This window comes from Paenibacillus sp. FSL R5-0490, from assembly GCF_001956215.1.
In the GTDB taxonomy this organism is placed as follows: Bacteria; Bacillota; Bacilli; order Bacillales; family Cytobacillaceae; genus Cytobacillus.
Window position 1 is genome coordinate 1 of the sequence record NZ_MRTQ01000009.1, and the last position, 23880, is coordinate 23880.

Consider the following 23880-nt stretch of genomic DNA (forward strand, 5'->3'; position numbering starts at 1 on the left):
CATTATTACATAAACTTTCGAACCGCCGTATACCGAACGGTACGTACGGTGGTGTGAGAGGTCGGGGGTTAATCACCCCCTCCTACTCGATTGCTATTTCTATATTTATGATAAAGGCTGACCGTAATCTGCTGAGAATTATCGTGCTTGAGTTTGAAAACGTTCACTGAATCAGCTAAAATGACAGAACAGCATTAAATTTCACAGGGCCGGGGAAATTCTGAGGGATGCCATTTAGAATACAATGGCCAGATAAAATTCAATCAGCCTAAATATTTTTAGAAAATTCAATTTTTTTATTACGTTTTTGCTACAAACGATGAAAATCAAAGTAAAATGTTGTAAAATATAAGAGAAGCGGCTGCTTTTTTTTACAGAAAGAAGCTTTGCGAGCCTCATGGCCGATGATTGCATCGGGAGCAGCTCCGTTTTACAGGAAAGGAAGAAATATTTGTGAATAACGATCAACTAATACAAGAAGCAAAGATTGCAAGAGATAGAGCATATGTGCCATATTCAAAATTCAAAGTGGGAGCGGCGCTATTAAGCAGTGACGGTCAGGTTTTTCACGGCTGCAACATAGAAAATGCAGCGTACAGTATGTGTAATTGCGCTGAAAGGACTGCGCTTTTCAAAGCGTATTCTGATGGCGTAAAAAGCTTTTCAGCCATTGCTGTTGTTGCTGACACAGACCGTCCTGTCCCCCCATGCGGTGCATGCAGACAGGTAATATCCGAATTATGTCCGCCTGAAATGAAAGTTGTTTTAACCAACTTAAAAGGGGATATTAAAGAATTAACAGTTGAAGAATTACTGCCAGGAGCATTTTCACCGGAGGACTTACATGAATAATACACAACAAGGACACAAATCAGGCTTTATTTCCATAATCGGCAGACCAAACGTAGGAAAGTCAACATTCTTAAATCGCGTAATTGGGCAGAAAATTGCCATTATGAGTGATAAGCCGCAAACAACGCGCAATAAAGTTCAGGGTGTCCTGACTACCAATGACGCACAATTTATTTTTATTGATACACCAGGAATCCATAAGCCAAAGCATAAACTGGGAGACTTTATGATGAAAGTTGCCCAAAACACACTGAAAGAAGTGGATGTCATCCTGTTTATGGTAAATGCCCAGGAAGGCTTTGGACGCGGTGAAGAATTCATACTTGAGAAATTTCAGTCAGTCCGCACGCCAATTTTCCTTGTGATCAATAAGATTGACCAGGTACATCCAGATGAACTTCTTAAAATTATTGAGTCTTACAAGGAAAAGTACGATTTCAGCGAAATTATCCCCATTTCTGCTTTAGAAGGCAATAATGTAGAGACGCTGTTAGGACAGATTAAAAAATATATTCCGGAAGGGCCGCAGTTTTATCCTGCTGATCAGGTAACAGATCATCCGGAGAGATTTATCGTTTCGGAACTGATCAGGGAAAAAGCGCTGCATTTAACAAGAGAGGAAATACCGCACTCGCTTGCTGTAACTATTGATAAAATGGAGCGCCGCGAAGACAAAGATGTCATTCATGTAATGGCTACGATCATTGTGGAACGTGACTCCCAGAAAGGCATTGTGATTGGAAAGCAAGGAAAAATGCTCAAGGAAATCGGAAAAAGAGCAAGGGTGGATATTGAAAATCTTCTTGGTTCACAGGTCTTTCTGGAGCTTTGGGTCAAAGTCCAGAAAGACTGGCGCAATAAAATGTCTCAGCTCCGCGATTTTGGCTTCCGTGAAGATGAGTACTGAACCAGCCCTAATTAAACTATTATCCATTTCTGGTTTATATGCATACAGGTGATTGACAATATTTTCGTCTCATGATTTTACAAAGACAGGCTATGATATAGATAAATGTATTGGGATAAATAAATTGCTAGTTGAATAACTGAAAGGTGGGGTTTTCGATGATGGATTTTACCTGGAGAGTGTTTTCCCAGACAGGAAATATTGACACATATCTTCTCTTCAAGGAGCTAGAAAAGGAAACTCAGGATATACCCGGCAGCAATGATGAAGAGCTAGCAGAAGCTGATTTTCCCATCTCATAGGTTTGTCGAAAGACAGGGATGGTGTCACGGTTGCTTGATAAATGTGAAGGCATCGTCATCAGGACAACTAATTATAGTGAAACAAATAAGATAGTTACTTTATATACGCGTGAATGGGGAAAAGTTGGTGTGATGGCACGAGGAGCGAAAAAACCCAACAGCAGACTTGCTGCTGTCACCCAGCTTTTTACATACGGGAATTTTTTAGTTCAGCGCGGAAGCGGTCTGGGCACCCTGCAGCAGGGTGACATGATTTCATCCATGCGATCTATTAAAGAAGATATTTTTCTTACGGCTTATGCAAGCTATATTGTCGATTTAACGGATAAAAGCAGTGAGGATAAGAAGCCCAACCCATTTTTGTTTGAATTGCTGCATCAAACGCTAAATTTAATAAACGAAGGATATGATCCCGAGATTCTCACGAACATTTATGAAATGAAAATGCTGAACGGTTTGGGTTTATATCCAGTTCTTGATCAATGTTCTGTCTGCGGAAGCACTGACGGGCATTTTGCATTTTCAATCCGGGAAAACGGCCTCATTTGTCACCGCTGTCTTGATAAGGATCCTTATCATTATAAAGTATCACAGGCGACAATTAAGCTGCTGCGCCTCTTTTATTTTTTTGACTTGTCCAGGCTCGGCAATATCTCTGTTAAACCGGAAACCAAAGCTGAATTGAAAAAGATTATCTCTGCTTATTATGAAGAGTATTCCGGCTTAAACCTTAAGACTAAGAAGTTTTTGAATCAAATGGACAAGTTTAATGATCTTATGTAATGAGCTCCTTTTGCTTTTTATTAAAGATTGACAATCCAATGTGATTCCGCTATGATTCAAATTAATAAAATATTATTGCTGTGAAGGAGAAGAGTACTTAACTTTTTCTCATTAAAGCGAACCCGGGACAGTGGGAGCCGGGTATGGATAGTTAAGGAAGGGCGCTCTGGAGCAATTTTGTCTATTGACAACCAAAGAGGCTGCGGTCAAAATCGCAGCAAATAGGGTGGAACCGCGGGTAACTCTCGTCCCTATGCCATTTGGCATAGAGACGGGAGTTTTTTATGTTCCGCAGGAAAAGCGAGCAGCCTGGAGCGGGAATCAACGGACAACATTGAGAGGCGAAATACAACTATTTATACGAAAGAGGTGTCCTATGAATATTCAAAACATGATATTAACACTTCAAAAACATTGGTCTGAACAGGGTTGTATCCTGATGCAGGCTTATGATACTGAAAAGGGCGCAGGTACTATGAGCCCATATACATTTTTACGGGCGATCGGACCAGAGCCGTGGAATGTGGCTTATGTAGAGCCTTCACGCCGTCCGGCTGATGGCCGATATGGAGAGAATCCAAACCGGCTTTATCAGCATCATCAATTTCAGGTGATCATGAAACCGTCCCCTGATAATATCCAGGAGCTGTATCTTGATTCACTTAAGGCATTGGGCATTGATCCGCTTGAACATGACATCCGGTTTGTGGAAGATAACTGGGAGAATCCTTCACTGGGCTGCGCTGGCTTAGGGTGGGAAGTGTGGCTTGATGGAATGGAAATAACACAGTTCACATACTTCCAGCAGGTAGGCGGATTGGAATGCAAGCCTGTGTCTGTTGAAATTACATATGGAATTGAAAGGCTTGCCTCTTACATTCAGGATAAGGAAAATGTCTTTGACCTTGAATGGACAGAAGGATTTACAGTTAGGGACATTTTCATGCAGCCCGAGTTTGAGCATTCGAAATACACGTTTGAAACATCAGATCAGGAAATGCTCTTCAATTTGTTCAATATCTATGAGAAAGAAGCACATAGGCAAATGGATGAAGGGCTTGTACACCCGGCTTATGACTATGTATTGAAATGTTCCCATACTTTTAACCTGCTCGATGCGAGGGGAGCGATCTCAGTAACAGAAAGAACAGGCTATATTGCAAGGTGCCGGAATTTGGCCAGAAAAATAGCCAAGACTTTTTATGAAGAGAGAGAAAAACTTGGCTTCCCAATTCTAAAGGATAAGGAGGAAGGATCTCATGAATAAGAAAGATCTTCTGCTGGAAATTGGACTCGAAGAAATGCCTGCCAGATTTGTCACTAATTCAATGAACCAGCTTTCAGATAAAGTGAAATCATGGCTTTTGGAAAAGAAAATATCTTTTGAAGAGATCAGCGCCTTCTCCTCTCCCCGCCGCTTGGCTGTCCTTATAACGGGAGTGGATACCGCCCAGGAGGACATAAATGAGGAAGCGAAAGGACCTGCGAAAAAAATCGCACTAACAGAAGATGGAGAATGGTCAAAGGCTGCGGTTGGATTCAGCCGGGGTCAGGGAGCTTCTGTTGAAGATATATTTTTTAAAGAAATTAACGGTGTTGAATACGCCCATGTCAGCAAATTCATTAAAGGTCAGGAAACAGCTGCCCTTCTGCCTGAACTTCAGCAGATTATTACCTCGCTATCATTCCCGAAGAATATGCGCTGGGCAAATCAGGATCTGCGTTTTATCAGGCCGATTAAATGGCTTATTGCATTATTCGGAAATGAAGTCATCCCTTTTTCAATCACAAATGTCCATACTTCCAACCTTACAAGAGGTCACCGCTTTTTAGGGAAAGAGATTGAAATTAACAATCCTGCTGATTATGAAAAGGCCTTGCTGGCGCAATATGTGATCACTAACCCTCAGGAAAGAAAAAGTGCCATTCTTTCTCAATTGGAAAAAATTGAGGAAGAACATGGCTGGGTTATCCCAGTGGATGAAGATTTATTGGAAGAAGTAAATAATCTGGTTGAGTACCCGACTGCATTATATGGCAAGTTTGAAGAAGAATACCTTGAGCTTCCGCAAGAGGTGTTAATTACTTCCATGAAAGAGCATCAGCGCTATTTCCCGGTAAAGTCCAAAGATGGCACTCTTCTTCCTTACTTTGTGACAGTCCGGAATGGTTCTCATGACCATTTGGAAAAAGTGGCTAAAGGGAATGAGAAAGTATTGCGGGCAAGACTTTCTGATGCAGCTTTCTTCTACAGAGAAGACCAAAAAACGGATATCGCAGCATCGCTCGAAAAACTCAATAACATTGTGTATCACGAAGAAATTGGAACCCTTGCTGAAAAGGTAAACCGTGTCCGCCAGCTGGCAGCAAATCTGAGTGAGATTCTTGACTTCAGTGATGAAGCACAAGCAGTGACAGACCGCGCTGCTGAAATCTCAAAGTTTGACCTTGTTTCACATATGGTTTACGAATTTCCAGAGCTGCAAGGTTTTATGGGAGAAAAATACGCCCTGCAAAAAGGCGAAAAGAAAGCTGTGGCGCGTGCAATTAATGAACATTACATGCCGCGCAATGCAGAGGACCAGACGCCGGAAAGCGATGCTGGTGCAGTACTTTCCATTGCTGAGAAGCTGGACACGATTGTGTCATCCTTTGCAATTGGAATTATTCCAAGCGGTTCCCAGGATCCATATGCTTTAAGGAGACAGGCATCGGGTATCATCCAGACGTTACTGGCTAAACACTGGGATCTGAAAATCGAAGAATTGATCGCATTATCTTTAGAGACCGTGCTTAATGCGAATATAGGAAAGAAATCGAAAAGTGATTTAATGCAGGAATTAGTTTCTTTCTTTAAATTAAGAATTAAATATATGCTGCAGGAAAAAGCAATACGCTATGATTTAATTGAAGCTGTATTGGGAAATGAAATCGGCTCCGTGCCTTCACTTGTGAATAGAGCTCAGGTATTGGAATCCCACAAAGATGCAGATGGCTTCAAGGAAAGCATTGAAGCTCTTAGCCGGGTAATCAACATTGCTTCAAAGGCAGACGATAAAGGGGATATTGACAGCGGCTTATTTGAAAATGAAAATGAAAAAGCTCTGTTCAGTAAATATTTATCAGTAACCGAGGAGTTGAAAAAAGAGGTTAGTGAGGAAGAAGTCTTTAACTTGCTAGTCAGCTTGAAACCTGAAATTGATCAATACTTTGAGCATACTATGGTAATGGATGAGAATCAGGAAATTCGCCGCAATAGGCTGTATCAAATGGCACATTTGGCTGATGTGATAAAGAAATTTGCAAATATGAACGAAATAATTGTTAAGTAATAAGCTAAAATTTTGCGTTTTATGCTTGAATACGATTAAAATCTAAGATGAGGACAGCTGCCGTGGCTGTCATTGAAAGAGCCTGTTTATCATTCTGACGGGCTCTTTCGTATTTTGGGCATATTAGGCAGCGTAAAGTAAACTATATATGAAACACATCTTTTCATTTATGACAAATAGTATATAATAATTATATAAAAGTATAACCTTATTATAGTGGGAAATGAGTGCCAAAAGATTAGGTGGTGAGGAAAATCGAATTAAATAAAAGGCAGGAAAAAATAATAGAAATCGTTAAGGAAAACGGGCCGATCACTGGTGAGAGTATTGCGGAACAGCTTAATTTAACGAGGGCAACACTAAGGCCGGATCTGGCTATATTAACGATGGCAGGCTATTTAGATGCCCGTCCGCGTGTAGGCTATTTTTATACAGGGAAGACTGGAGCACAGCTGCTGACTGAAAACCTTCAAAAGCTATATGTAAGGGATTACCAATCCATTCCTGTAGTGGTTAATGAGAATGTGTCGGTATATGATGCAATTGTGACAATGTTTCTGGAAGATGTCGGCACGTTATTTGTTGTCGATCAGGGTTCACTGCTAGTTGGGGTTCTATCAAGGAAGGATTTACTCCGTGCAAGTATTGGCAAGCAGGAGCTAAATTCAGTCCCTGTAAATATCATTATGACAAGAATGCCTAACATTACGATGTGCGAAAAAGATGATTTGCTTATCGAAGTTGCTAAAAAGCTGATTGAAAAGCAGATCGACGCCCTTCCTGTTGTAAAAAAGACGGAGAAAGGGTTTGAAGTAAACGGCAGGATAACCAAAACAAATCTGACGAAAGCATTCCTGGCTCTGGCCGGGGAAAAGTAGCAGTGAAAGAAGGAGATGGTGTTAAAGGATGGAAAAATTGCCGGTCATTTATGTCGTTTCGGACTCAGTGGGAGAAACGGCTGAACTTGTAACAAAAGCTGCAACGAGCCAATTCAATGGCAGCGATATATCTATCAAGCGTTTTCCATATGTTGAAGAGAAAGTACATATTGATGAAGTTATTTCACTCGCAAAGCTTGATAATGGGATGATAGCCTATACGATGGTCAAGCCGGACATGAGGAAATATATTAACCAGCGGGCTGCTGAAGAAGGGATATATGCTTTTGATATTGTTGGCCCTTTAATGGATCAAATCCAAAGAGCCTGCGGTATTACACCGCTTTTCGAACCAGGACTGGTCAGAAAGCTGGATGAAGATTATTTTAAAAAGATTGAAGCAATTGAGTTTGCTGTAAAATATGATGATGGCCGTGACCCTCGTGGTATATTAAAGGCTGATATAGTGCTTATCGGTGTATCAAGGACTTCAAAAACACCTCTTTCCCAGTATCTTGCCCACAAGCGCCTTAAAGTGGCTAACGTGCCCCTTGTGCCTGAAGTCGATCCTCCAGAAGAGCTGTTTCTAGTCCCGCCGGATAAGTGCTTCGGTCTGAAAATCAGTCCTGAAAAATTAAACTTTATTCGAAGAGAACGCCTGATATCATTAGGTCTAAGCGATAATGCCAGCTATGCAAATATAGAAAGAATCAAAGAAGAAATAGGTTACTTTGAAAAAACTGTTTCCAAAATTAAATGCCCGGTTATTGATGTTACGAACAAAGCAGTAGAAGAAACAGCCAATATGATCCTAAATCAATACCGGAAAAACTTTCCGAAAAGCTAGCACATAAAATCTTTATGTGCCTTTTCTTTTTTACCCGGCAGTTAAGTTTTTGGGGAGCTTTCCCTTCAAACTAAATTTTTTGATGAGTTAAGTGGAGCGGAGGGTACTAGACTCCTGCGGGAGGCTCCCGTTCCTCCCCGCGGAAAGCAAGTACCCCGTGCTGAAATCAAGGGGCATAATTTATAGATAATACAACAATCTATAAATTAGCCAATGATGAGAAAAAACCTGGAAAATTAAATTATATTCTTGCCAGATAAAATAATGGCAAAATAGAGATTAATGTACTATAATAAAAAATTGTGATAAAAATGTATCCGAATAGGTTTAGAGTTCACTGCCAAGGAATAAACTATTTATTGTGGCATGTCAAGCTTTCGACCAAGAAAAAATTCGACATATCTCACTATGCAAAAGTTATTCATGTAAAGAAGGATTATGCGGAGTAATGTAGAATTATTAGAACATTAGGCAAACCAATCATTATGGTGGATGCTGATTCCTGTCCTGTAAAAGAAGAAATTGTCGAAATAGCCAATTCCTTTACTGTGGACGCAGTGATCGTTGCTTCTTATGCCCATATGCAAAATGACCTGAATGGGGCTGTCTGGAAATTTGTTGACAGCACTAAGGAAGCTGCAGATTTATTCATTATGAATAATGTGAAATCAGGAGATGCGGTTGTAACACAAGATATTGGATTGGAATCAACTCTTTTGTTAAAGGGTGTTTATGTCCTTTCTCCCAGGGGAATTTTATTTGAGGAAAGTGAAATTCGAACTCCTTTGGAAATGATGCACCTTTCAGCCAAAGCGCTAAGAAGAGGGGTTTATGGGAAAGGGCCAAAACCATTAAGGCAAGAAGACCGATCCAGGTTTGTGCAGCAGCTGACAAAGATTTTGTCGAATTTTGAAGGAATTCAGTAACGTTTATCGAATACCTCAGTAAGTAATGGAGTTGTTCATATGGCAGAACGGATCGCCGAGGAGAAAGTAAATGAAATTCGGCAAGCTGTAGATATTGTTGATGTCATTGGCGACTATATCCAATTAAACAAGCAAGGACGCAACTACTTTGGGCTTTGTCCTTTTCATGGCGAAAATACTCCTTCCTTTTCTGTATCACCCGAAAAGCAAATCTACCATTGCTTTGGATGCGGAGCAGGAGGCAATGCGTTTTCTTTCTTAATGGACTTAGAAGGATATTCCTTTCAGGAAGCCGCATTGAAACTCGCTGAAAAGGGAAATATCAAGCTCGAAATTGATGCGGCATCCGCAGCATCAGCAAAATCAATGCCTGTGGATATACAGCAGATGATGGAGGCCCATGAGCTTCTACGTAAATTTTATCACCATCTGCTTGTAAACACAAAAGATGGTCAGCATGCATTAGAATATTTGCTGAATAGAGGCTTTACAATGGAATCGATCGAGAAATTTCAAATCGGTTATTCATTAAAGTCCTGGGATTTTGTCTTCAAGTTCCTGACTAAAAGAAAGTTCCCCGAAGGCGTCATGGAAAGAGCAGGACTGATCATCAAAAGGGAGAAAGATGGGAACTATTTTGACCGCTTCAGAGATAGAATAATGTTCCCGATTTTTGACCGCAGCGGAAATACGATTGCTTTCTCAGGGAGATCCCTTGGGGCCGATGAGCCCAAATATTTAAATAGCCCAGAAACAGCAATCTTTAATAAAAGCAAAACTTTATATAATTTTCATTTGGCGAGACCACAGATTAAAAAATTGCAGAGAGCCGTTCTTTTTGAAGGGTTTGCAGATGTAATCGCCGCTGATCGTGCTGGCGTCGGTAATGGTGTTGGTACGATGGGAACTGCTTTAACTGAAGAACATGTTGCTTCCTTAAGAAGAAATGTTCAATCAATCACGATCTGTTATGATTCCGATAAAGCCGGTATCGAAGCCGCATACCGGGCAGCAAACCTGCTAACGGAAGCAGGCTGCCAGATCAGAGTGGCACTGATGCCTGACGGCTATGATCCGGATGATTATATTAAAGAATACGGCGAAGAAAAATTTCGTCATGATGTAATCGAATCCAGCATAACCTTTATGGCATTTAAACTTCTTTATCTCCGTAGAGGCAAAAGGCTTCAAAATGAAGGAGATAGGCTCCTTTATATCGAAGAGGTATTAAAGGAAATCAGCCGGCTTGATAAAGCGGTGGAAAGAGATCATTATCTTCGCCAGCTGGCGAATGAATTTTCCCTTTCTCTGGAAGCCTTGAAAGAGCAGCAAAAACAGGTTTATTACACGGAGAAGAGAAAAAGCAGCCAGAAGGGCAAAGGTGCTTTCGAGCCTCAAAAAAGGCTGCAGACACCCAAAAGGGCTGATAGTCTTAAACCCGCCTTTCATACAGCGGAAAGAAGGCTGATTGCCCACATGCTCAGGAATAGTGACATAGCATTTAAAGTTCAGGATATGCTTCTGGGAAATACATTTAACATCGATGAACACCAGGCTATTATTACCTATCTTTTAGGTTTCTACGAAAAAGGCCATACACCTGATCCAAGTGCATTCATAAATTTTATAAATGATGAAAAGCTTAAGCGTATTGTGGTGGATATAGAAATGATGTCCATAAACGATGAAATAAGTGAACAGGAATTATCAGATTACCTTAAACAGGTGTTGAATTATCAAAAGATGTTAAAAATAAAAGAAAAACTAAATGAAGAAAAGGAAGCAGAACGCCAAAAGGATTATGCTAAAGCGGCTTTAATCGCAATGGAAATTCTTCATTTGCGAAAGTCACTATAAAAAGGCTGTGTGCCTTAAATAAATGTTTCGGGATTAGTACCACCTAAGGAATAGTCCCATTTGAAAAAGATTTAGAATGTGTGTGATTTTTGGAAGGAGGGGGACATATGGCTGAAAAGTCGGCCCGTTCAAAAGAGGTTGATACAGAATTGACCCTTGAACAAGCGAAAGATCAATTAGTTGAAATAGGAAAAAAGACAGGTGTCCTTGCCTATGATGATATAGCAGAAAGATTGTCTCAATTTGAACTTGATTCCCACCAGATGGATGAATTCTATGAATTCCTCGGAGATCAGGGTGTTGAGTTAGTTGGAGATAATGAAAATGAAGATCCAAATGTTCAGGAACTTGCAAAAAATGAGGAAGAATTTGATCTTAATGATTTAAGTGTCCCTCCGGGTGTGAAAATTAATGATCCTGTCCGTATGTACTTAAAAGAAATTGGACGTGTTGATTTACTCTCTGCAGAAGAAGAGATTGCACTTGCCAACCGAATTGAGGAAGGCGATGAAGAAGCTAAAAGACGCCTGGCAGAAGCGAACCTCCGATTGGTTGTGAGTATCGCGAAAAGGTATGTAGGACGCGGAATGCTTTTCCTAGACCTTATCCAGGAAGGGAATATGGGACTGATAAAAGCGGTTGAAAAATTTGATTACCGCAAAGGATTCAAGTTCAGTACGTATGCAACATGGTGGATACGCCAGGCCATTACGAGAGCGATTGCTGACCAGGCCAGAACGATTCGTATTCCTGTCCATATGGTGGAAACCATCAATAAATTGATTCGTGTTCAGCGTCAGCTTCTTCAGGATCTTGGCCGTGAACCAACGCCGGAAGAAATTGCTGAAGATATGGATTTAACTCCTGACAAAGTAAGAGAAATTCTTAAAATTGCACAAGAACCTGTTTCATTAGAAACACCTATCGGTGAGGAGGATGACTCTCACTTAGGTGACTTCATCGAAGATCAGGATGCCACTTCTCCATCGGAGCATGCGGCATACGAGCTCCTGAAAGAACAGCTTGAAGATGTTCTGGACACACTGACAGACCGAGAAGAAAACGTTCTGCGTCTTCGATTCGGCCTTGACGATGGCCGTACGAGAACTTTGGAAGAAGTCGGCAAGGTATTTGGCGTTACCCGCGAACGTATTCGCCAAATTGAAGCCAAAGCCTTAAGAAAGCTGCGCCATCCGAGCAGAAGCAAACGTTTAAAAGACTTTTTAGAATAAAAAATAATTGCCAGTGGATAGTTTACTTCTTACAATGGAAGTAAACTATTTTTTTGACAGGATGTGCTTGGGTTGGAAGAAAACAGAAAAAAAATCATTGTTAACGAGCTGCTGCATTGGAAAAAGAGCCGAATGCTCCCTGACCATTATTGTGACTACCTGCTTGCTCTTTACACAGAAGGAAGTCAGCCGAAGGAAATAAAAAAACGTACAAATACAGTGGTTTTATATCTTGCCAACCTTTTCCTCCTGTTGCTGATTCCAATTTCTGCTTTATTAATTTATTTTACTGAATTGTCTATCACTTTGCAAACCGTCATTTTAATTCTTTTCATTTCCTCGGATATTTTCTTTATTTTTTATTTTTCTAAAAAAGTAAAAATGATACATTTCCCCATCATATCAGGAGCTTTGATTTTACTAATGGGATCTGTTGATTTTATATCGGTGTTTTATCCAGGAAACGAGAGAATGCTCTATGTTTCCCTAGTAATTAATTGTGTTCTTTGGCTATTTTCAGGATTAAAATGGAAATTCCTGTATCTATGGATTTCAGGGGCTCTTGGCTCTCTTTTATTAGTTATTTCTATATTCGTATAATAAAATATTTTAAAAAGTTTTTAAATGTTGAGAAAACTCCAACATCCCTTATATAATAGTAATGAAAACGTATACAACTTTTGTTCTTATAAGGGGGATTTACATGAATTTTGACTTAACTGCAGAACAGAATATGATCCTTAAAACAATCAGGGAATTTGCTCAGGAAGAAGTTGCACCGGGAGCTCTGGAAAGAGACAGTACAAAGGAATTTCCAGTAGAAGTATTTAAGAAAATGGCTGACCTGGGCTTGATGGGGCTTCCTTTTCCTGAAGAATATGGCGGCGCAGGGGCAGATACTGTAAGCTTTGCTATTGTTACAGAGGAGTTGAGCAGGGCTTGCGCGTCAACTGGAATCACTTATTCCGCACATATATCACTTGGCGGAGCACCGCTTTATTTATTCGGGACCGAAGAGCAGAAGCAAAAGTATCTGGTGCCTATCTGTACAGGTGAGTCTTTTGGAGCTTTCGGGCTGACAGAGCCTAATGCAGGATCAGATGCTGGCGGTACCAGAACAACAGCTGTCGAAAAAGATGGTGAATATATCATCAATGGTAATAAATGCTTCATTACGAATGCCAGCTATGCGAAGCATTTAGCTTTGACTGCTGTCACGGGTGAAGTGGATGGAAAAAAAGAAATCAGTGCGATTATTGTTCCGACGGATGCAGAAGGATTTACCGTTATCGATAATTATGAAAAAATGGGACTCAATGCCTCAAATACAACTGAACTGGTACTTGAAGACGTACGCGTTTCGACTGAGCACTTGCTCGGCAAAAAAGGCGAGGGCTTCAAACAGTTTTTAATCACACTGGATGGAGGGCGTATTGGTATTGGGGCAATGGCTTTGGGGATAGCGCAGGCTGCTTATGATAAAGCGCTTCAATATGCAAAGGAGCGCCAGCAGTTCGGCCGTTCTCTCTCAAACTTCCAAGCTATTCAATTTAAACTTGCTGATATGGCGATGAAAATTGAATTGGCACGAAATATGGTCTACAAGGCTGCCTGGCTGAAAGATCAGGGGAGACCATTTGCCAAAGAAGCTTCCATGTGCAAGCTCTATGCCTCTGAAATCTGTATGGAAATCGCCGACCAGGCTGTTCAGATTCACGGCGGATATGGCTATATGAAAGAATACCATGTTGAACGCTATATGAGGGACGGTAAGCTCACAGAAATTGGTGAAGGCACCTCTGAAGTACAAAGAATGGTCATTGCGCGCCTCATTGGGTGCTAGGACTGTTTATTTTATGGTATAAATGAGATATGCCGGTGAAATAATCAGCAAAAACTCCATCTTCAAGATGGAGTTTTTTGTCCAATTTATGAACAAGATTTGACAAAGTTTACAATAGGGCTTTTCCTTCTGTCTTTTTTAAAGTAAAATAGAGATTGTTTGTATACTTACTTAAACTGAATGTGCTTACATAAGGGAGGTTAAATCATGAATCGCAATCCAATTATTCCATTTGTGTTAATTATGGTTTTTGGTGTGGTAGCAATGTTCCTAGTTTCTTTTAAAGGTCTTGGAGATATGGAAGAGCTTGCAAAAGAAAAGGAAGGCGGCGGTGCTGAGACTGAAGAAACTGCTGCTGCGAACCCTGAAGAAATTTACCAGAAGAGCTGTATCGGATGTCACGGTGACCAGTATCAAGGCGGAGTTGGTCCTGCACTAAAAGGTGTAGGCGATCGTTTATCACAGGATGAGATCGCTGATATCGTAGTAAACGGTAAAGGCTCAATGCCTCCAGGATTAGTGCCTCAAGACAAAGCTGCCGAAATGGCTGAATGGTTATCAGGCCTTAAGTAATACCTATAATGAAAGTCCTTTGCATATGTAAAGGACTTTTTTTATACTATAAGAAAGGCTATCGTAAATTGACGATAGCTTTTTTAGCTTTTGCTCTGGAAGAGCAGGCGCTATGCGCTTTTTACAATACATAAATAAGTGGTGACAGAATGAATACTGAAAAATTATCAAATCGGCTTGAAGCTGTAACAAATTATATTCCCTCAGGCGCACGAGTAGCTGATATCGGCTCAGACCACGCTTATTTGCCATGCTATGCAGTGAAGAAAGGGATTGCCTCTTTTGCTGTTGCTGGTGAAGTGGTGGAGGGTCCCTATCAATCCGCCAAAAAACAGGTGAAAATGGAAGGACTCGAAAATCAGATCTCCGTAAGAAAAGGAAACGGGCTAGAAGTGATTAGCCCAAATGAAGTTGACTGCATAACTATTGCAGGCATGGGAGGGGCTTTAATTGCGAGCATTCTTGAAGAGGGGAAGAGCAAGCTTGCTTCTGTAAAGAGGCTGATCCTCCAGCCGAATTTAAGTGCCATCTCAATTAGGAGCTGGCTGATTGACAATGGCTGGGAGCTAATAGCCGAACAAATCCTTGAAGAAGACGGAAAGATCTATGAAATCCTTGCAGCTGAAAAAGGAGAGCCATTGAAACCCTACAAGAATACAGAAAAAGGTTTATTGATGGGCCCTTTTCTTATGGAGCAAAAATCAGCCGTATTTCAAAACAAGTGGCTTGGTGAAAAGAAGAATTGGGAGAGAATCCTTTTGCAGCTTGAAAAAGCAGCATATTCCAATGAAACAGAGAAGAGAAAACAGGAATTAAAGCGGAAAATCAAAATGGCAGAGGAGGTATTGATGCAGTGAAAAAAATAAATGGGCATGAGATTATCCAACTATTTGAACAGTTTTCCCCAAAAGGGTATGCGATGGAAGGAGACAAGATTGGCCTCCAGGTTGGCAGGCTTAACACTCCTGTTGAAAATGTCATGATTGCTCTGGATGTTCTCGAAGATGTAGTTGATGAGGCAATTGCAAAGAATGTTCAGCTGATCATAGCTCATCACCCGTTAATCTACAGACCTTTGCAAAAAATTCCCACTGATTCCCCATCAGGAAGAATTATTGAAAAGCTTATCAAACATGATATAGCTGTATATGCAGCGCATACAAATTTAGATATCGCCAAAGGCGGGGTCAATGATATGCTGGCTGATGCACTGAAGCTTTCCGATACGGAAGTCTTATATCCCACATATGAAACTGTATTGAAAAAGCTCGCTGTGTTTGTGCCTGAAGAAAATGCTGAGTCTTTTAGACAAGCTCTTGGAAACGCAGGAGCTGGTTCAATCGGCAATTACAGTCATTGCTCTTTTACGTCTTCAGGGACAGGGCAGTTTAAGCCTGGAAGTGATGCAAATCCTCATATTGGCAAGCAGGGTGAGCTTGCGGCTGTTAGGGAAGTCTGCATTGAGACCATTTTTCCTGAACATATAGAAAAGAAAGTGCTTTCTGCGATGTTCAAAAACCATCCTTATGAAGAAGTTGCCTATGATATTTATAAGCTTGAAAACAAAGGTGAAGTACTGGGTCTGGGTAAAATTGGAGTAATTGGCGAGATGACTCTGGGGGAATTTGCGGAGCATGTAAAACAAACACTTGAAGTGGAGAGAGTTCGTGTAGTGGGCGACCTTTCTTCAAAAGTGAAGAAAGTTGCTGTTCTGGGGGGAGATGGAAACAAGTACTTTATGTCAGCAAAGATGAAGGGTGCTGATGTATATGTGACGGGGGATATGTATTACCATGTGGCGCATGATGCTATGATGTCGGGCCTGAATATTGTTGATCCCGGTCATAATGTTGAAAAGGTAATGAAAAAAGGAGTCACCCAAAAATTATCTCAGATGTGTACAGAAAAAGGATATAGTGTATCCATTTTTCCATCTGAAGTTTATACAGATCCTTTTAAATTTGTCTGAAAACCAACAGAACCGGTTTCCCTCAGGGACCGGTTCTGTTTATTTATATGCACTTCCGCTTTTCTTATAACTTTGCAGTCTTCTTTACTTTCGGAAGTATTTTATTTAACGGCACTTTCTTCTCGCGTGACCATGTGGACTCATCAGCCGGATTAAATTGTTCAAGGAAAGTAATAACTTCCTTTGTAATCGGTGTCGGGGTTGAGGCTCCTGAGGTAACGGCAACAGTTGCTGCCTCTTTAATCCAATTCACATCCAGTTCAGTAATATCAGCAATACGGTAGGCTTTTGTCCCGGCAATTTCTTCTGATACCTGTGCAAGACGATTGGAGTTATTGCTCTTAGGGTCGCCTACAACAATTAATACATCGGCCTGGCCAGCTTGTTCTGCAACTGCTTCCTGGCGGACCTGGGTAGCCATGCAGATTTCTTTGTGGAACTCTGCGTGAGGGTATTTTTCCTTTATCTGATCCATTACATGGACAACATCCCATTGGCTCATTGTAGTCTGATTTGTCACCAGTATTTTTTCAGCCTGTATGTTAAGTTCATTTACATCCTCAACAGTCTGCACTAAATGAACTGCATGAGGAGCCACTCCAACTGCACCTTCAGGTTCCGGGTGGCCTTTTTTGCCAATGTAAATGATTTGAAAGCCTTCCTTTTCCTTTTCCCTGATAAGATCATGTGTCCTTGTTACATCAGGGCATGTTGCATCAAGTGTCACAAGGCCTTTTTGTTTCGCTGCTTCCCGCACTTCAGGTGAAATGCCATGTGCTGTAAAAATGACAGTGCCTTTATCGACTTTATCCAGGATTTCTTTGCGGTCTTTCCCATCAAGTGTTACAATGCCTTCCTCTTCAAAAGCATCTGTCACATGTTTGTTATGGACGATCATACCCAAAATATAGATGGGTCTCGGCAAAGACGGATCAAGTGCAGCGTTCCTTGCAATAACCATTGCATCCACCACACCGTAACAATACCCCCGAGGAGAGATTTTTATGACGTTCATCGGTATATCCTCCCTAATTAAAAGCTTATATATGAATTGAACTGAGTTCTGTTTCTAAACGGAAAAACTCCATATTGCACCTCTATTATATAAGAGATAAACCGATAATACAAAAGGAGTAATTTTCTTGCGGAAAAAGAAAAAGAATGCCCCTGCATCCTTTTCTTTAAATATATAATTTGGGTTTGGAAATACCTTCTGCTGATGATCGCTTGGCAGCGGGCTGTTCCATCTCATGTTCCTTTTTTATGTTTTTTGGCCTTGAATTCTGTTTCTTTTTTTCTGTATTTGCCTGAGGGGATTCCGCTTTAGCTTCTGAGGCTGTCTCATCAGCTTCAGGTGCATCCTTTATGCCTCTATAAAGCTTCCACATGGCAGGAAGATTCCTGACCAGCGGTCCATACTGCTGAACCATGGGCCCGATCTGCTGTGCTGTATTTAAAACCTTTTGAGTGTTGGTTAAAAACCCGTTTATGGAAGATGGGTTGCTTATTGCCTGAAGGATGCCTCCGCCTGCCTGTGAGCCCCCTGCAGCTCTTGCAGCTCCCATTCCTGTTCCAGGCTGGGCATTTCCTTTTCCTAATATTTTGGAGAGCAATCCTCCTCCGCGTTTCATTCCCGGAGGACCGCCCATCATTGGCCCCATGGGAGGTCTTCCTTGCATCGGGGTCATAAAAGGGTGGGGAGGCATCCCTCCGCGCATAGGGGGTCTTGATCCTGGCATCATATTAATTGGCCTCCTTTCGCTGCATATTTCTTCTTCTAAATAAAAATTCATATTATAAAGTATGCGTTTATCCCATTTTGGTTTAGGCATAATCCAGAGAAACTAATTTTATTTATTAAAATATCCTAAAAAGCTCATCATAAAAATATAAATGCCTGTTTGAGTGGTTATTTGCAGGAAACTTTATTATAATAACAGGATGTAAGAAAAGCTCGGACCCAGCAAGTTGCAGTTGATACTAGTAGATCTTACTCACTAATATATGTTTCGGTGCAGCCTGAACCCAGGCGAATCTGGATAATTGAGGAGTTTTTATATGAACGAAACGAAATTTGACCGATTTAATTTTAAGCCATTTATTATAGAAGCGGTTAAAGATTTTGGCTTTTTTGAGCCGACAGAAATTCAGGAAAGAATGATCCCTGCCGTGCTGAAGGGTGAAAGCGCAATAGGACAATCACAGACAGGCACAGGAAAAACACACTCATATGTGCTGCCTATCCTCCAAAAGGTTGATCCTTCCCGCCAGGAGGTGCAGGCTATTATTACAGCTCCAACCAGGGAGCTTGCCAATCAGATATATCATGAAATTCTTAAGGTTACAGAGCATTGCCCGGAGGGAGAAGAAATAACAGCACGCTGCTATATTGGCGGTACGGACAAGCAGAGAACTATTGAAAAGCTTAAAAAACAGCCTCATGTGGTTGTAGGCACACCGGGAAGAATCAATGACCTTGTCAAAGAACAGGCATTGTTTGTGCATACTGCCGAAATCCTTATTGTGGATGAAGCAGATTTAATGCTTGATATGGGGTTCATTGAAGATGTTGATCAAATTGCAGCAAGGATGCAGGAGAAGCTCCAGATGCTGGTTTTCTCAGCTACCATTCCAGAGAAGCTGAAGCCTTTCCTGAAAAAATACATGGAAAATCCTAAATATGTTCACGTGGAGCCTAAGCAGGCCACAGCAGCCAATATTGAGCACTGGCTTCTGCCATCCAAACACCGCAATAAAGTGGAGCTGGTCTATCAGGCACTTACTTCCTTAAATCCTTACTTAGCCATTGTTTTCACCAACACCAAGAAAAAAGCAGATGAAGTGGCAGATGGATTAATCAGCAAAGGCCTGAAAGTCGGACGTATCCACGGGGACCTTAACCCGCGTGAAAGAAAGAAAATGATGAAGCAGATTCTCGACCTTGAGTTTCAATACATTGTGGCTACAGACCTGGCTGCCCGGGGCATTGATATACAGGGAATCAGCCATGTAATTAACTATGAGCTTCCAACTGATCTTGATTTTTATATACATCGGGTTGGGCGTACAGCGCGTGCAGGTTTCTCAGGAATTGCTGTAACAGTGTATGAGATTTCCGATGAGGATGCATTAAACAGGCTTGAAAAAATGGGGATCGAATTCAGGCACAAAGATCTGCAAAAAGGTGAATGGACAGATCTGGATAATCGAAACAAGCGAAAAACGAGACAGAAACAAACAGATGACATTGATAAAAAAGCCGCTTCATTGGTGAAAAAACCGAAAAAAGTAAAACCAGGCTACAAAAAGAAAATGAAATGGGAAATGGACAAAATAAAAAAACGCGAAAGAAGAATCAAGCGTAAATAAAGAATCAAAGGGAGAGGTATTGTCATGCTGAAAATTGGATCACATGTTTCCATGAGCGGGAAAAAAATGCTTTTAGCAGCAAGTGAAGAAGCTGTTTCATATGGCTCCAATACATTTATGATCTATACAGGAGCTCCGCAAAACACAAGAAGAAAAAAAATCGAAGATTTGAACATTGAAGCCGGACTGAAGCATATGGCAGAGAACGGGATTGCTGATATTGTTGTACATGCTCCATATATTATTAATATCGGGAATACTTCAAACCCTTCAACATTTGAATTAGGCGTTAATTTTCTTCGCTCTGAAATTGACCGCACCGAAGCGATCGGAGCTAAGCAGATCGTTCTCCATCCCGGTGCCCATGTTGGAGCAGGGTCAGAGGCCGGCATCAAAAAGATCGTAGAAGGCTTAAATGAAGTCTTAAACGGCGAAGAAAATGTGCAGATCGCACTTGAGACCATGGCCGGAAAAGGGTCGGAATGCGGGAGATCCTTTGAAGAGCTGGCTATGATTATTGAGGGAGTCAATTATAACAACCACTTATCTGTATGCTTTGATACTTGCCATACACATGATGCAGGATATGACATTGTGAATGATTTCGACGGGGTATTGGAAGAATTCGATAAGGTTGTTGGACTTGACCGCCTGAAAGTTCTCCATATTAATGACAGCAAGAATGAGCGCGGAATGCGTAAAGACCGTCATGCAAATATCGGCTTCGGCCACATCGGCTTCAGCGCATTAAATTATATTGTCCATCATCCTCAATTAAAGGATATCCCTAAAATTCTGGAGACTCCTTATGTTGGCGAAGATAAAAATAATAAAAGAGCTCCATATAAGCATGAAATTGAAATGCTTCGCAGCCAGGAATTCAATGAAAGCTTATTAGAAGCTATTACGGCTGTATAAAATAGTAAAAAGCTGTGCCTGGGCTGCACAGCTTTTTTGCTTGAGTTAAGTATCATTAGTGAAGTTCTATTTTGTAAATTGCAAAAATAGCCTGTTTACTTCCCTTGCAGTTTCCGGGCCGGCAATCCTGGCAATTTCCTTTATGATTTTTGTCCTTTCACGGTCATCAAAGATGTTTACCTGCTTGCCTCTCAAATGATCTGCAATTTTCTGGGCCTGTGCTTTTGTAATCTGGATGTTGAACTGCTCTCCATATTTTAATAATTCATCTGCAGTTATATTGCTTAATTTATGATTAATGATGTTTTCGAATATTTTCATTTTCATCACTCCTCCTCAGTACTTTATGAGTGAAGAATGTGAATAGTGACAATAAGTTTTAAGATTTACTATAAAAAAGCATGTACCTTTACTTTAAATTGAGGTTCCTGTATACTGTGTTAGTAAATCGTAATGATTCTTAATATGTAAGGTGATAATAATGGCACAGCCAATAATTGAAATAGCTCATGTTTCTTATAGATATGAGAAAGAGAATGTTCTTGAGGATATCAATCTGACCATTAATTCAGGAGACTTTCTCGGAATTGTAGGTCCTAATGGGTCGGGTAAATCAACCCTTTTAAAGCTTATTCTGAATTTGCTTAAAGTGCAGAAGGGAAGCGTCAAACTGTTCGGCCAGGAGATCAGCCGATTTAAGGATTGGCAGAATATTGGATTTGTTTCTCAAAAGGCAAATTCATTTAATACAGGATTCCCGGCAACAGTCTTTGAAGTCGTTTCAAGCGGCCTTACAAAGAAGCTGGGGCTTTTTAAATTTATGGGCAAGGCCGATCAGGCAAAAGTTATGCGTGCAATTGAATCTGTTGGCATGCATGAGTATGCAGGACGAAATATTGGCGAGCTTTCAGGCGGGCAGCAGCAGCGGGTCTTCATCGCCCGTGCATTGGTAAGCGACCCTAAATTATTAATATTGGATGAACCTACAGTAGGTGTGGATGTGAAAAATGTTCAGTCCTTTTATGAAATGCTGGATGATTTAAATAAGGAGCTGGGCATTACTTTATTGCTTGTTACGCATGATATTGGGACAATTTCTGATAAAGTCACTCATGTGGCTTGCCTAAATAAAAATTTGCATTTCCATGGAAATACAGCAGAATTCGAAAGCTTGAATATAAATGAAATGTCGGAAATCTACGGACATGATGTACATGTCCTGACACATAACCATGATCACCATCACCACCACCACGACAAAGGAGCAGGCAGATGATTTCGGGAATCCTTCAATATGAATTTTTACAAAATGCTTTTTTAACTGGAATGATCATCGGGATCATTGCGCCTCTTCTTGGTGTGTTTATTGTTGTGAGAAGGCTATCTTTAATTGCTGATGCTTTAAGTCATGTCACACTTGCAGGGATTGCTGCAAGCCTGCTGCTCGAAAAGAAATTTATCGGTCTGAGCGGTTTGAATCCTTTGTATATGGGGATGGCTTTTTCAGTAGCCGGGTCGTTGTTTATTGAAAAGCTGAGAGCTGTTTATAAGCACTATCAGGAACTGGCTATTCCCATTATATTATCTGGCGGCATTGGGCTTGGAGTCATATTCATTTCACTGGCTGATGGATTCAATACAGATTTATTCAGTTATCTGTTTGGCAGCGTCAGTGCAGTAAGCCGGCTTGATTTATGGACTATTTTGATTATCAGCGTGCTTGTCATGGCACTTGTGGTCCTGCTCTATAAAGAACTGTTTTTGCTGTCATTTGATGAAGAGCATGCCAAGGCATCCGGAATAGCTGCTAAAAGTGTCCACTTCATATTTATTGTGATGGTGGCCCTGGTAATAGCTGCTTCCATGAGAATAGTGGGTATTTTATTAGTTTCCTCCCTTATGACATTGCCGGTTGCTGCGAGCATCAGAATTGCAAAAGGATTCAAGCAGACCATTTTCCTGTCCATGCTTTTTGGCGAAATATCAGTTCTGGGCGGATTGACTATTTCCTACTATATTGATTTGGCGCCGGGCGGAACAATCGTCATGATTGCTGTATTAATACTGATTGTAACAATATTGCTGAAAAAACTTGCGGGCATGAGGCCGGCATAAATGTGATTGATTTCTATCCCGGATGATTTAAGAGCAAAAAAGAGGTGGAAAGAATGAATGTAGATGAAGCCATGCAGCTTTTAAAGGATAAAGGCTATAAGCATACGGGGAAAAGGGAAGAGATGCTTCAGCTGTTTGCTGACAGTGATAAATATATAACGGCTAAAGATGTTCTCGAGAAAATGAAAGATAATTACCCTGGACTAAGTTTTGATACCATTTACAGAAATTTATCGTTATTCGTGGATCTGGGTATTTTTGAAATGACAGAGCTGTCAGGCGAAAAACACTTCCGCTTTACGTGCTCTCATGATCATCATCATCATCATTTTATATGCCTGGATTGCGGAAAGACGAAAGAAATTGAAGTCTGTCCTATGAAACAGGTGCAGGAAAATCTAAAGGGATATGATGTTTCAGGACATAAGTTTGAAATATATGGGAAATGCCCGGAGTGTTTTTAATACTGGAACAAACAAAGAAGCATGGAGCTAATTTTCCATGCTTCTTTTTTGCTGAAGCCAATCATCTGCCCATGCATTGGCTTCCTTCCAGTTTCGGACTCTAATGACGCCATTGGGAAGGGGATCCTGATTATAGGGCGTATCGAATAAAATGACAGGAATTCCGCAAGCCTCATGGATCATGACCGCATTATCATGCTTGTCTTCCAAAAAGATATCCACCTCATACTTTTTGGCAGCTTCAATTTTATCATGGTTTCCGATCAGTTCGATATGATCAAACTCCAATGTGTTCTCTAAAAACCATTCCTCTGTTACTTGCTGCAGGTGAGAGCCCCTGGCACTTATAAAATACAATTCATGCTCCCGTTTCCATTTGGTCAAAACTTCTTTTGCGCCATTCGCCAGGGGGGATTCTTTGTAGATAATGGGCTCATTTTCATAAAACCACTGTGCAAATTGTTCTTCTGAGATCGTTACTAAAGGTGTTAAATCATATTGCTTAATATCATTTAAAGTAATACTCAAATTAAATGCTTCATTTAAATACGGAACCATTGCTTCAGGGCTGGTAACCGTTCCGTCTATATCGATGCCAAAGCGCTTCTTCATTATAATAATCTCCTTTAATGCATATATCCCTTATCTTAACAAAAGTCATGGCCTTGCAAAAGAGTGTTGCAGTTCATGTTTGACAGTTAAACATTAACATC

25 protein-coding genes and 1 other annotated feature are annotated in these 23880 nt (G+C 40.8%); of the genes, 21 read left to right on the top strand and 4 right to left on the bottom strand.

Translation table 11 applies throughout. The features are described from left to right. The first annotated feature begins 408 nt into the window (after window positions 1-408). The 16 genes from BK139_RS08930 to BK139_RS09005 all read left to right on the top strand — a co-directional run bounded on the left by BK139_RS08930 (window position 409) and on the right by BK139_RS09005 (window position 16301). A complete protein-coding gene (locus tag BK139_RS08930; protein ID WP_076258004.1) occupies window positions 409-852 on the top strand; it encodes a cytidine deaminase in 444 nt (147 codons plus the stop codon). Further along, a complete protein-coding gene (gene era / locus BK139_RS08935; RefSeq protein WP_076258005.1) occupies window positions 845-1759 on the top strand; it encodes a GTPase Era in 915 nt (304 codons plus the stop codon). The genes BK139_RS08930 and era overlap by 8 nt, the downstream gene beginning before the upstream one ends. Window positions 1760-1917: 158 nt before the next feature. Further along, complete coding sequence (locus tag BK139_RS08940) at window positions 1918-2061, top strand: YqzL family protein (protein WP_009332996.1); 144 nt, start codon at window positions 1918-1920, stop codon at window positions 2059-2061. A gap of 30 nt (window positions 2062-2091) precedes the next feature. Beyond that, complete coding sequence (recO, locus tag BK139_RS08945; protein ID WP_076258006.1) at window positions 2092-2844, top strand: DNA repair protein RecO; 753 nt, start codon at window positions 2092-2094, stop codon at window positions 2842-2844. A gap of 71 nt (window positions 2845-2915) precedes the next feature. Beyond that, window positions 2916-3100 (top strand) — a binding site (T-box leader). 120 nt (window positions 3101-3220) lie between these two features. After that, a complete protein-coding gene (glyQ, locus tag BK139_RS08950; protein WP_076258007.1) occupies window positions 3221-4111 on the top strand; it encodes a glycine--tRNA ligase subunit alpha in 891 nt (296 codons plus the stop codon). Beyond that, on the top strand, window positions 4104-6176 hold the full coding sequence (glyS, locus tag BK139_RS08955) for a glycine--tRNA ligase subunit beta (protein ID WP_076258008.1): 2073 nt from the start codon (window positions 4104-4106) through the stop codon (window positions 6174-6176). The genes glyQ and glyS overlap by 8 nt, the downstream gene beginning before the upstream one ends. Window positions 6177-6418: 242 nt before the next feature. Then, window positions 6419-7054: a transcriptional regulator CcpN gene (ccpN, locus tag BK139_RS08960; protein ID WP_076258009.1), complete on the top strand. Its 636-nt coding sequence runs from the start codon at window positions 6419-6421 to the stop codon at window positions 7052-7054. Between the two features lie 28 nt (window positions 7055-7082). Next, window positions 7083-7901, top strand: coding sequence for a pyruvate, water dikinase regulatory protein (locus BK139_RS08965; protein ID WP_048011152.1), 819 nt, complete (start codon window positions 7083-7085; stop codon window positions 7899-7901). Window positions 7902-8386: 485 nt separating this feature from the next. Continuing rightward, window positions 8387-8827, top strand: a complete 441-nt coding sequence (locus BK139_RS08970) for a YaiI/YqxD family protein (RefSeq protein ID WP_083675339.1) — start codon at window positions 8387-8389, stop codon at window positions 8825-8827. A gap of 39 nt (window positions 8828-8866) precedes the next feature. Continuing rightward, a complete protein-coding gene (gene dnaG / locus BK139_RS08975) occupies window positions 8867-10684 on the top strand; it encodes a DNA primase (RefSeq protein ID WP_076258010.1) in 1818 nt (605 codons plus the stop codon). A 107-nt stretch (window positions 10685-10791) separates the two neighbouring features. Beyond that, window positions 10792-11916, top strand: a complete 1125-nt coding sequence (gene rpoD / locus BK139_RS08980; protein ID WP_035332682.1) for an RNA polymerase sigma factor RpoD — start codon at window positions 10792-10794, stop codon at window positions 11914-11916. A gap of 63 nt (window positions 11917-11979) precedes the next feature. After that, window positions 11980-12516: a hypothetical protein gene (locus BK139_RS08985; protein ID WP_286148347.1), complete on the top strand. Its 537-nt coding sequence runs from the start codon at window positions 11980-11982 to the stop codon at window positions 12514-12516. Between the two features lie 103 nt (window positions 12517-12619). Continuing rightward, on the top strand, window positions 12620-13759 hold the full coding sequence (locus tag BK139_RS08990) for an acyl-CoA dehydrogenase family protein (RefSeq protein ID WP_076258012.1): 1140 nt from the start codon (window positions 12620-12622) through the stop codon (window positions 13757-13759). Between the two features lie 207 nt (window positions 13760-13966). Beyond that, a complete protein-coding gene (gene cccA / locus BK139_RS08995; protein ID WP_076258013.1) occupies window positions 13967-14332 on the top strand; it encodes a cytochrome c550 in 366 nt (121 codons plus the stop codon). 149 nt (window positions 14333-14481) lie between these two features. Further along, entirely contained in the window at window positions 14482-15189 is a 708-nt protein-coding gene (locus tag BK139_RS09000; protein WP_076258014.1) for a tRNA (adenine(22)-N(1))-methyltransferase, read from the top strand. After that, window positions 15186-16301, top strand: a complete 1116-nt coding sequence (locus BK139_RS09005; protein ID WP_076258015.1) for a Nif3-like dinuclear metal center hexameric protein — start codon at window positions 15186-15188, stop codon at window positions 16299-16301. Before BK139_RS09000 ends, BK139_RS09005 begins: the two co-directional genes overlap by 4 nt. A gap of 64 nt (window positions 16302-16365) precedes the next feature. Here the strand turns inward: BK139_RS09005 and BK139_RS09010 are convergent, their stop codons facing one another. Both BK139_RS09010 and vrrA read right to left on the bottom strand, forming a co-directional pair. After that, window positions 16366-17316 (bottom strand): 4-hydroxy-3-methylbut-2-enyl diphosphate reductase, encoded by a 951-nt coding sequence (locus BK139_RS09010; RefSeq protein WP_076258016.1) that lies wholly within the window; start codon window positions 17314-17316, stop codon window positions 16366-16368. A 166-nt stretch (window positions 17317-17482) separates the two neighbouring features. Continuing rightward, window positions 17483-17962: a VrrA/YqfQ family protein gene (vrrA, locus tag BK139_RS09015; protein WP_286148351.1), complete on the bottom strand. Its 480-nt coding sequence runs from the start codon at window positions 17960-17962 to the stop codon at window positions 17483-17485. A 397-nt stretch (window positions 17963-18359) separates the two neighbouring features. On the opposite strand from vrrA, the gene BK139_RS09020 reads away from it, so the two are divergent. Continuing rightward, window positions 18360-19670, top strand: a complete 1311-nt coding sequence (locus tag BK139_RS09020; protein ID WP_076258018.1) for a DEAD/DEAH box helicase — start codon at window positions 18360-18362, stop codon at window positions 19668-19670. 24 nt (window positions 19671-19694) lie between these two features. Further along, complete coding sequence (locus BK139_RS09025) at window positions 19695-20588, top strand: deoxyribonuclease IV (protein ID WP_076258019.1); 894 nt, start codon at window positions 19695-19697, stop codon at window positions 20586-20588. A 66-nt stretch (window positions 20589-20654) separates the two neighbouring features. Here BK139_RS09025 and BK139_RS09030 read toward each other — a convergent pair whose 3' ends face one another. After that, window positions 20655-20909, bottom strand: coding sequence for a DUF2624 domain-containing protein (locus BK139_RS09030; protein WP_035332728.1), 255 nt, complete (start codon window positions 20907-20909; stop codon window positions 20655-20657). 160 nt (window positions 20910-21069) lie between these two features. Here BK139_RS09030 and BK139_RS09035 point away from each other — a divergent pair, with 160 nt between their 5' ends. The 3 genes from BK139_RS09035 to zur are packed head-to-tail and all read left to right on the top strand — an operon-like array spanning window position 21070 to window position 23167. Then, window positions 21070-21864, top strand: coding sequence for a metal ABC transporter ATP-binding protein (locus BK139_RS09035; RefSeq protein WP_076258020.1), 795 nt, complete (start codon window positions 21070-21072; stop codon window positions 21862-21864). Then, a complete protein-coding gene (locus BK139_RS09040) occupies window positions 21861-22703 on the top strand; it encodes a metal ABC transporter permease (protein WP_076258021.1) in 843 nt (280 codons plus the stop codon). The genes BK139_RS09035 and BK139_RS09040 overlap by 4 nt, the downstream gene beginning before the upstream one ends. A 53-nt stretch (window positions 22704-22756) precedes the next feature. Further along, window positions 22757-23167 carry a zinc uptake transcriptional repressor Zur gene (gene zur, locus BK139_RS09045; protein ID WP_076258022.1) on the top strand — a complete coding sequence of 137 codons (411 nt, stop codon included), beginning with the start codon at window positions 22757-22759 and terminating at the stop codon, window positions 23165-23167. Window positions 23168-23194: 27 nt separating this feature from the next. On the opposite strand, the gene BK139_RS09050 is transcribed toward zur, so the two are convergent. Next, entirely contained in the window at window positions 23195-23779 is a 585-nt protein-coding gene (locus BK139_RS09050) for a hypothetical protein (protein WP_076258023.1), read from the bottom strand. Window positions 23780-23880 lie beyond the last annotated feature (101 nt).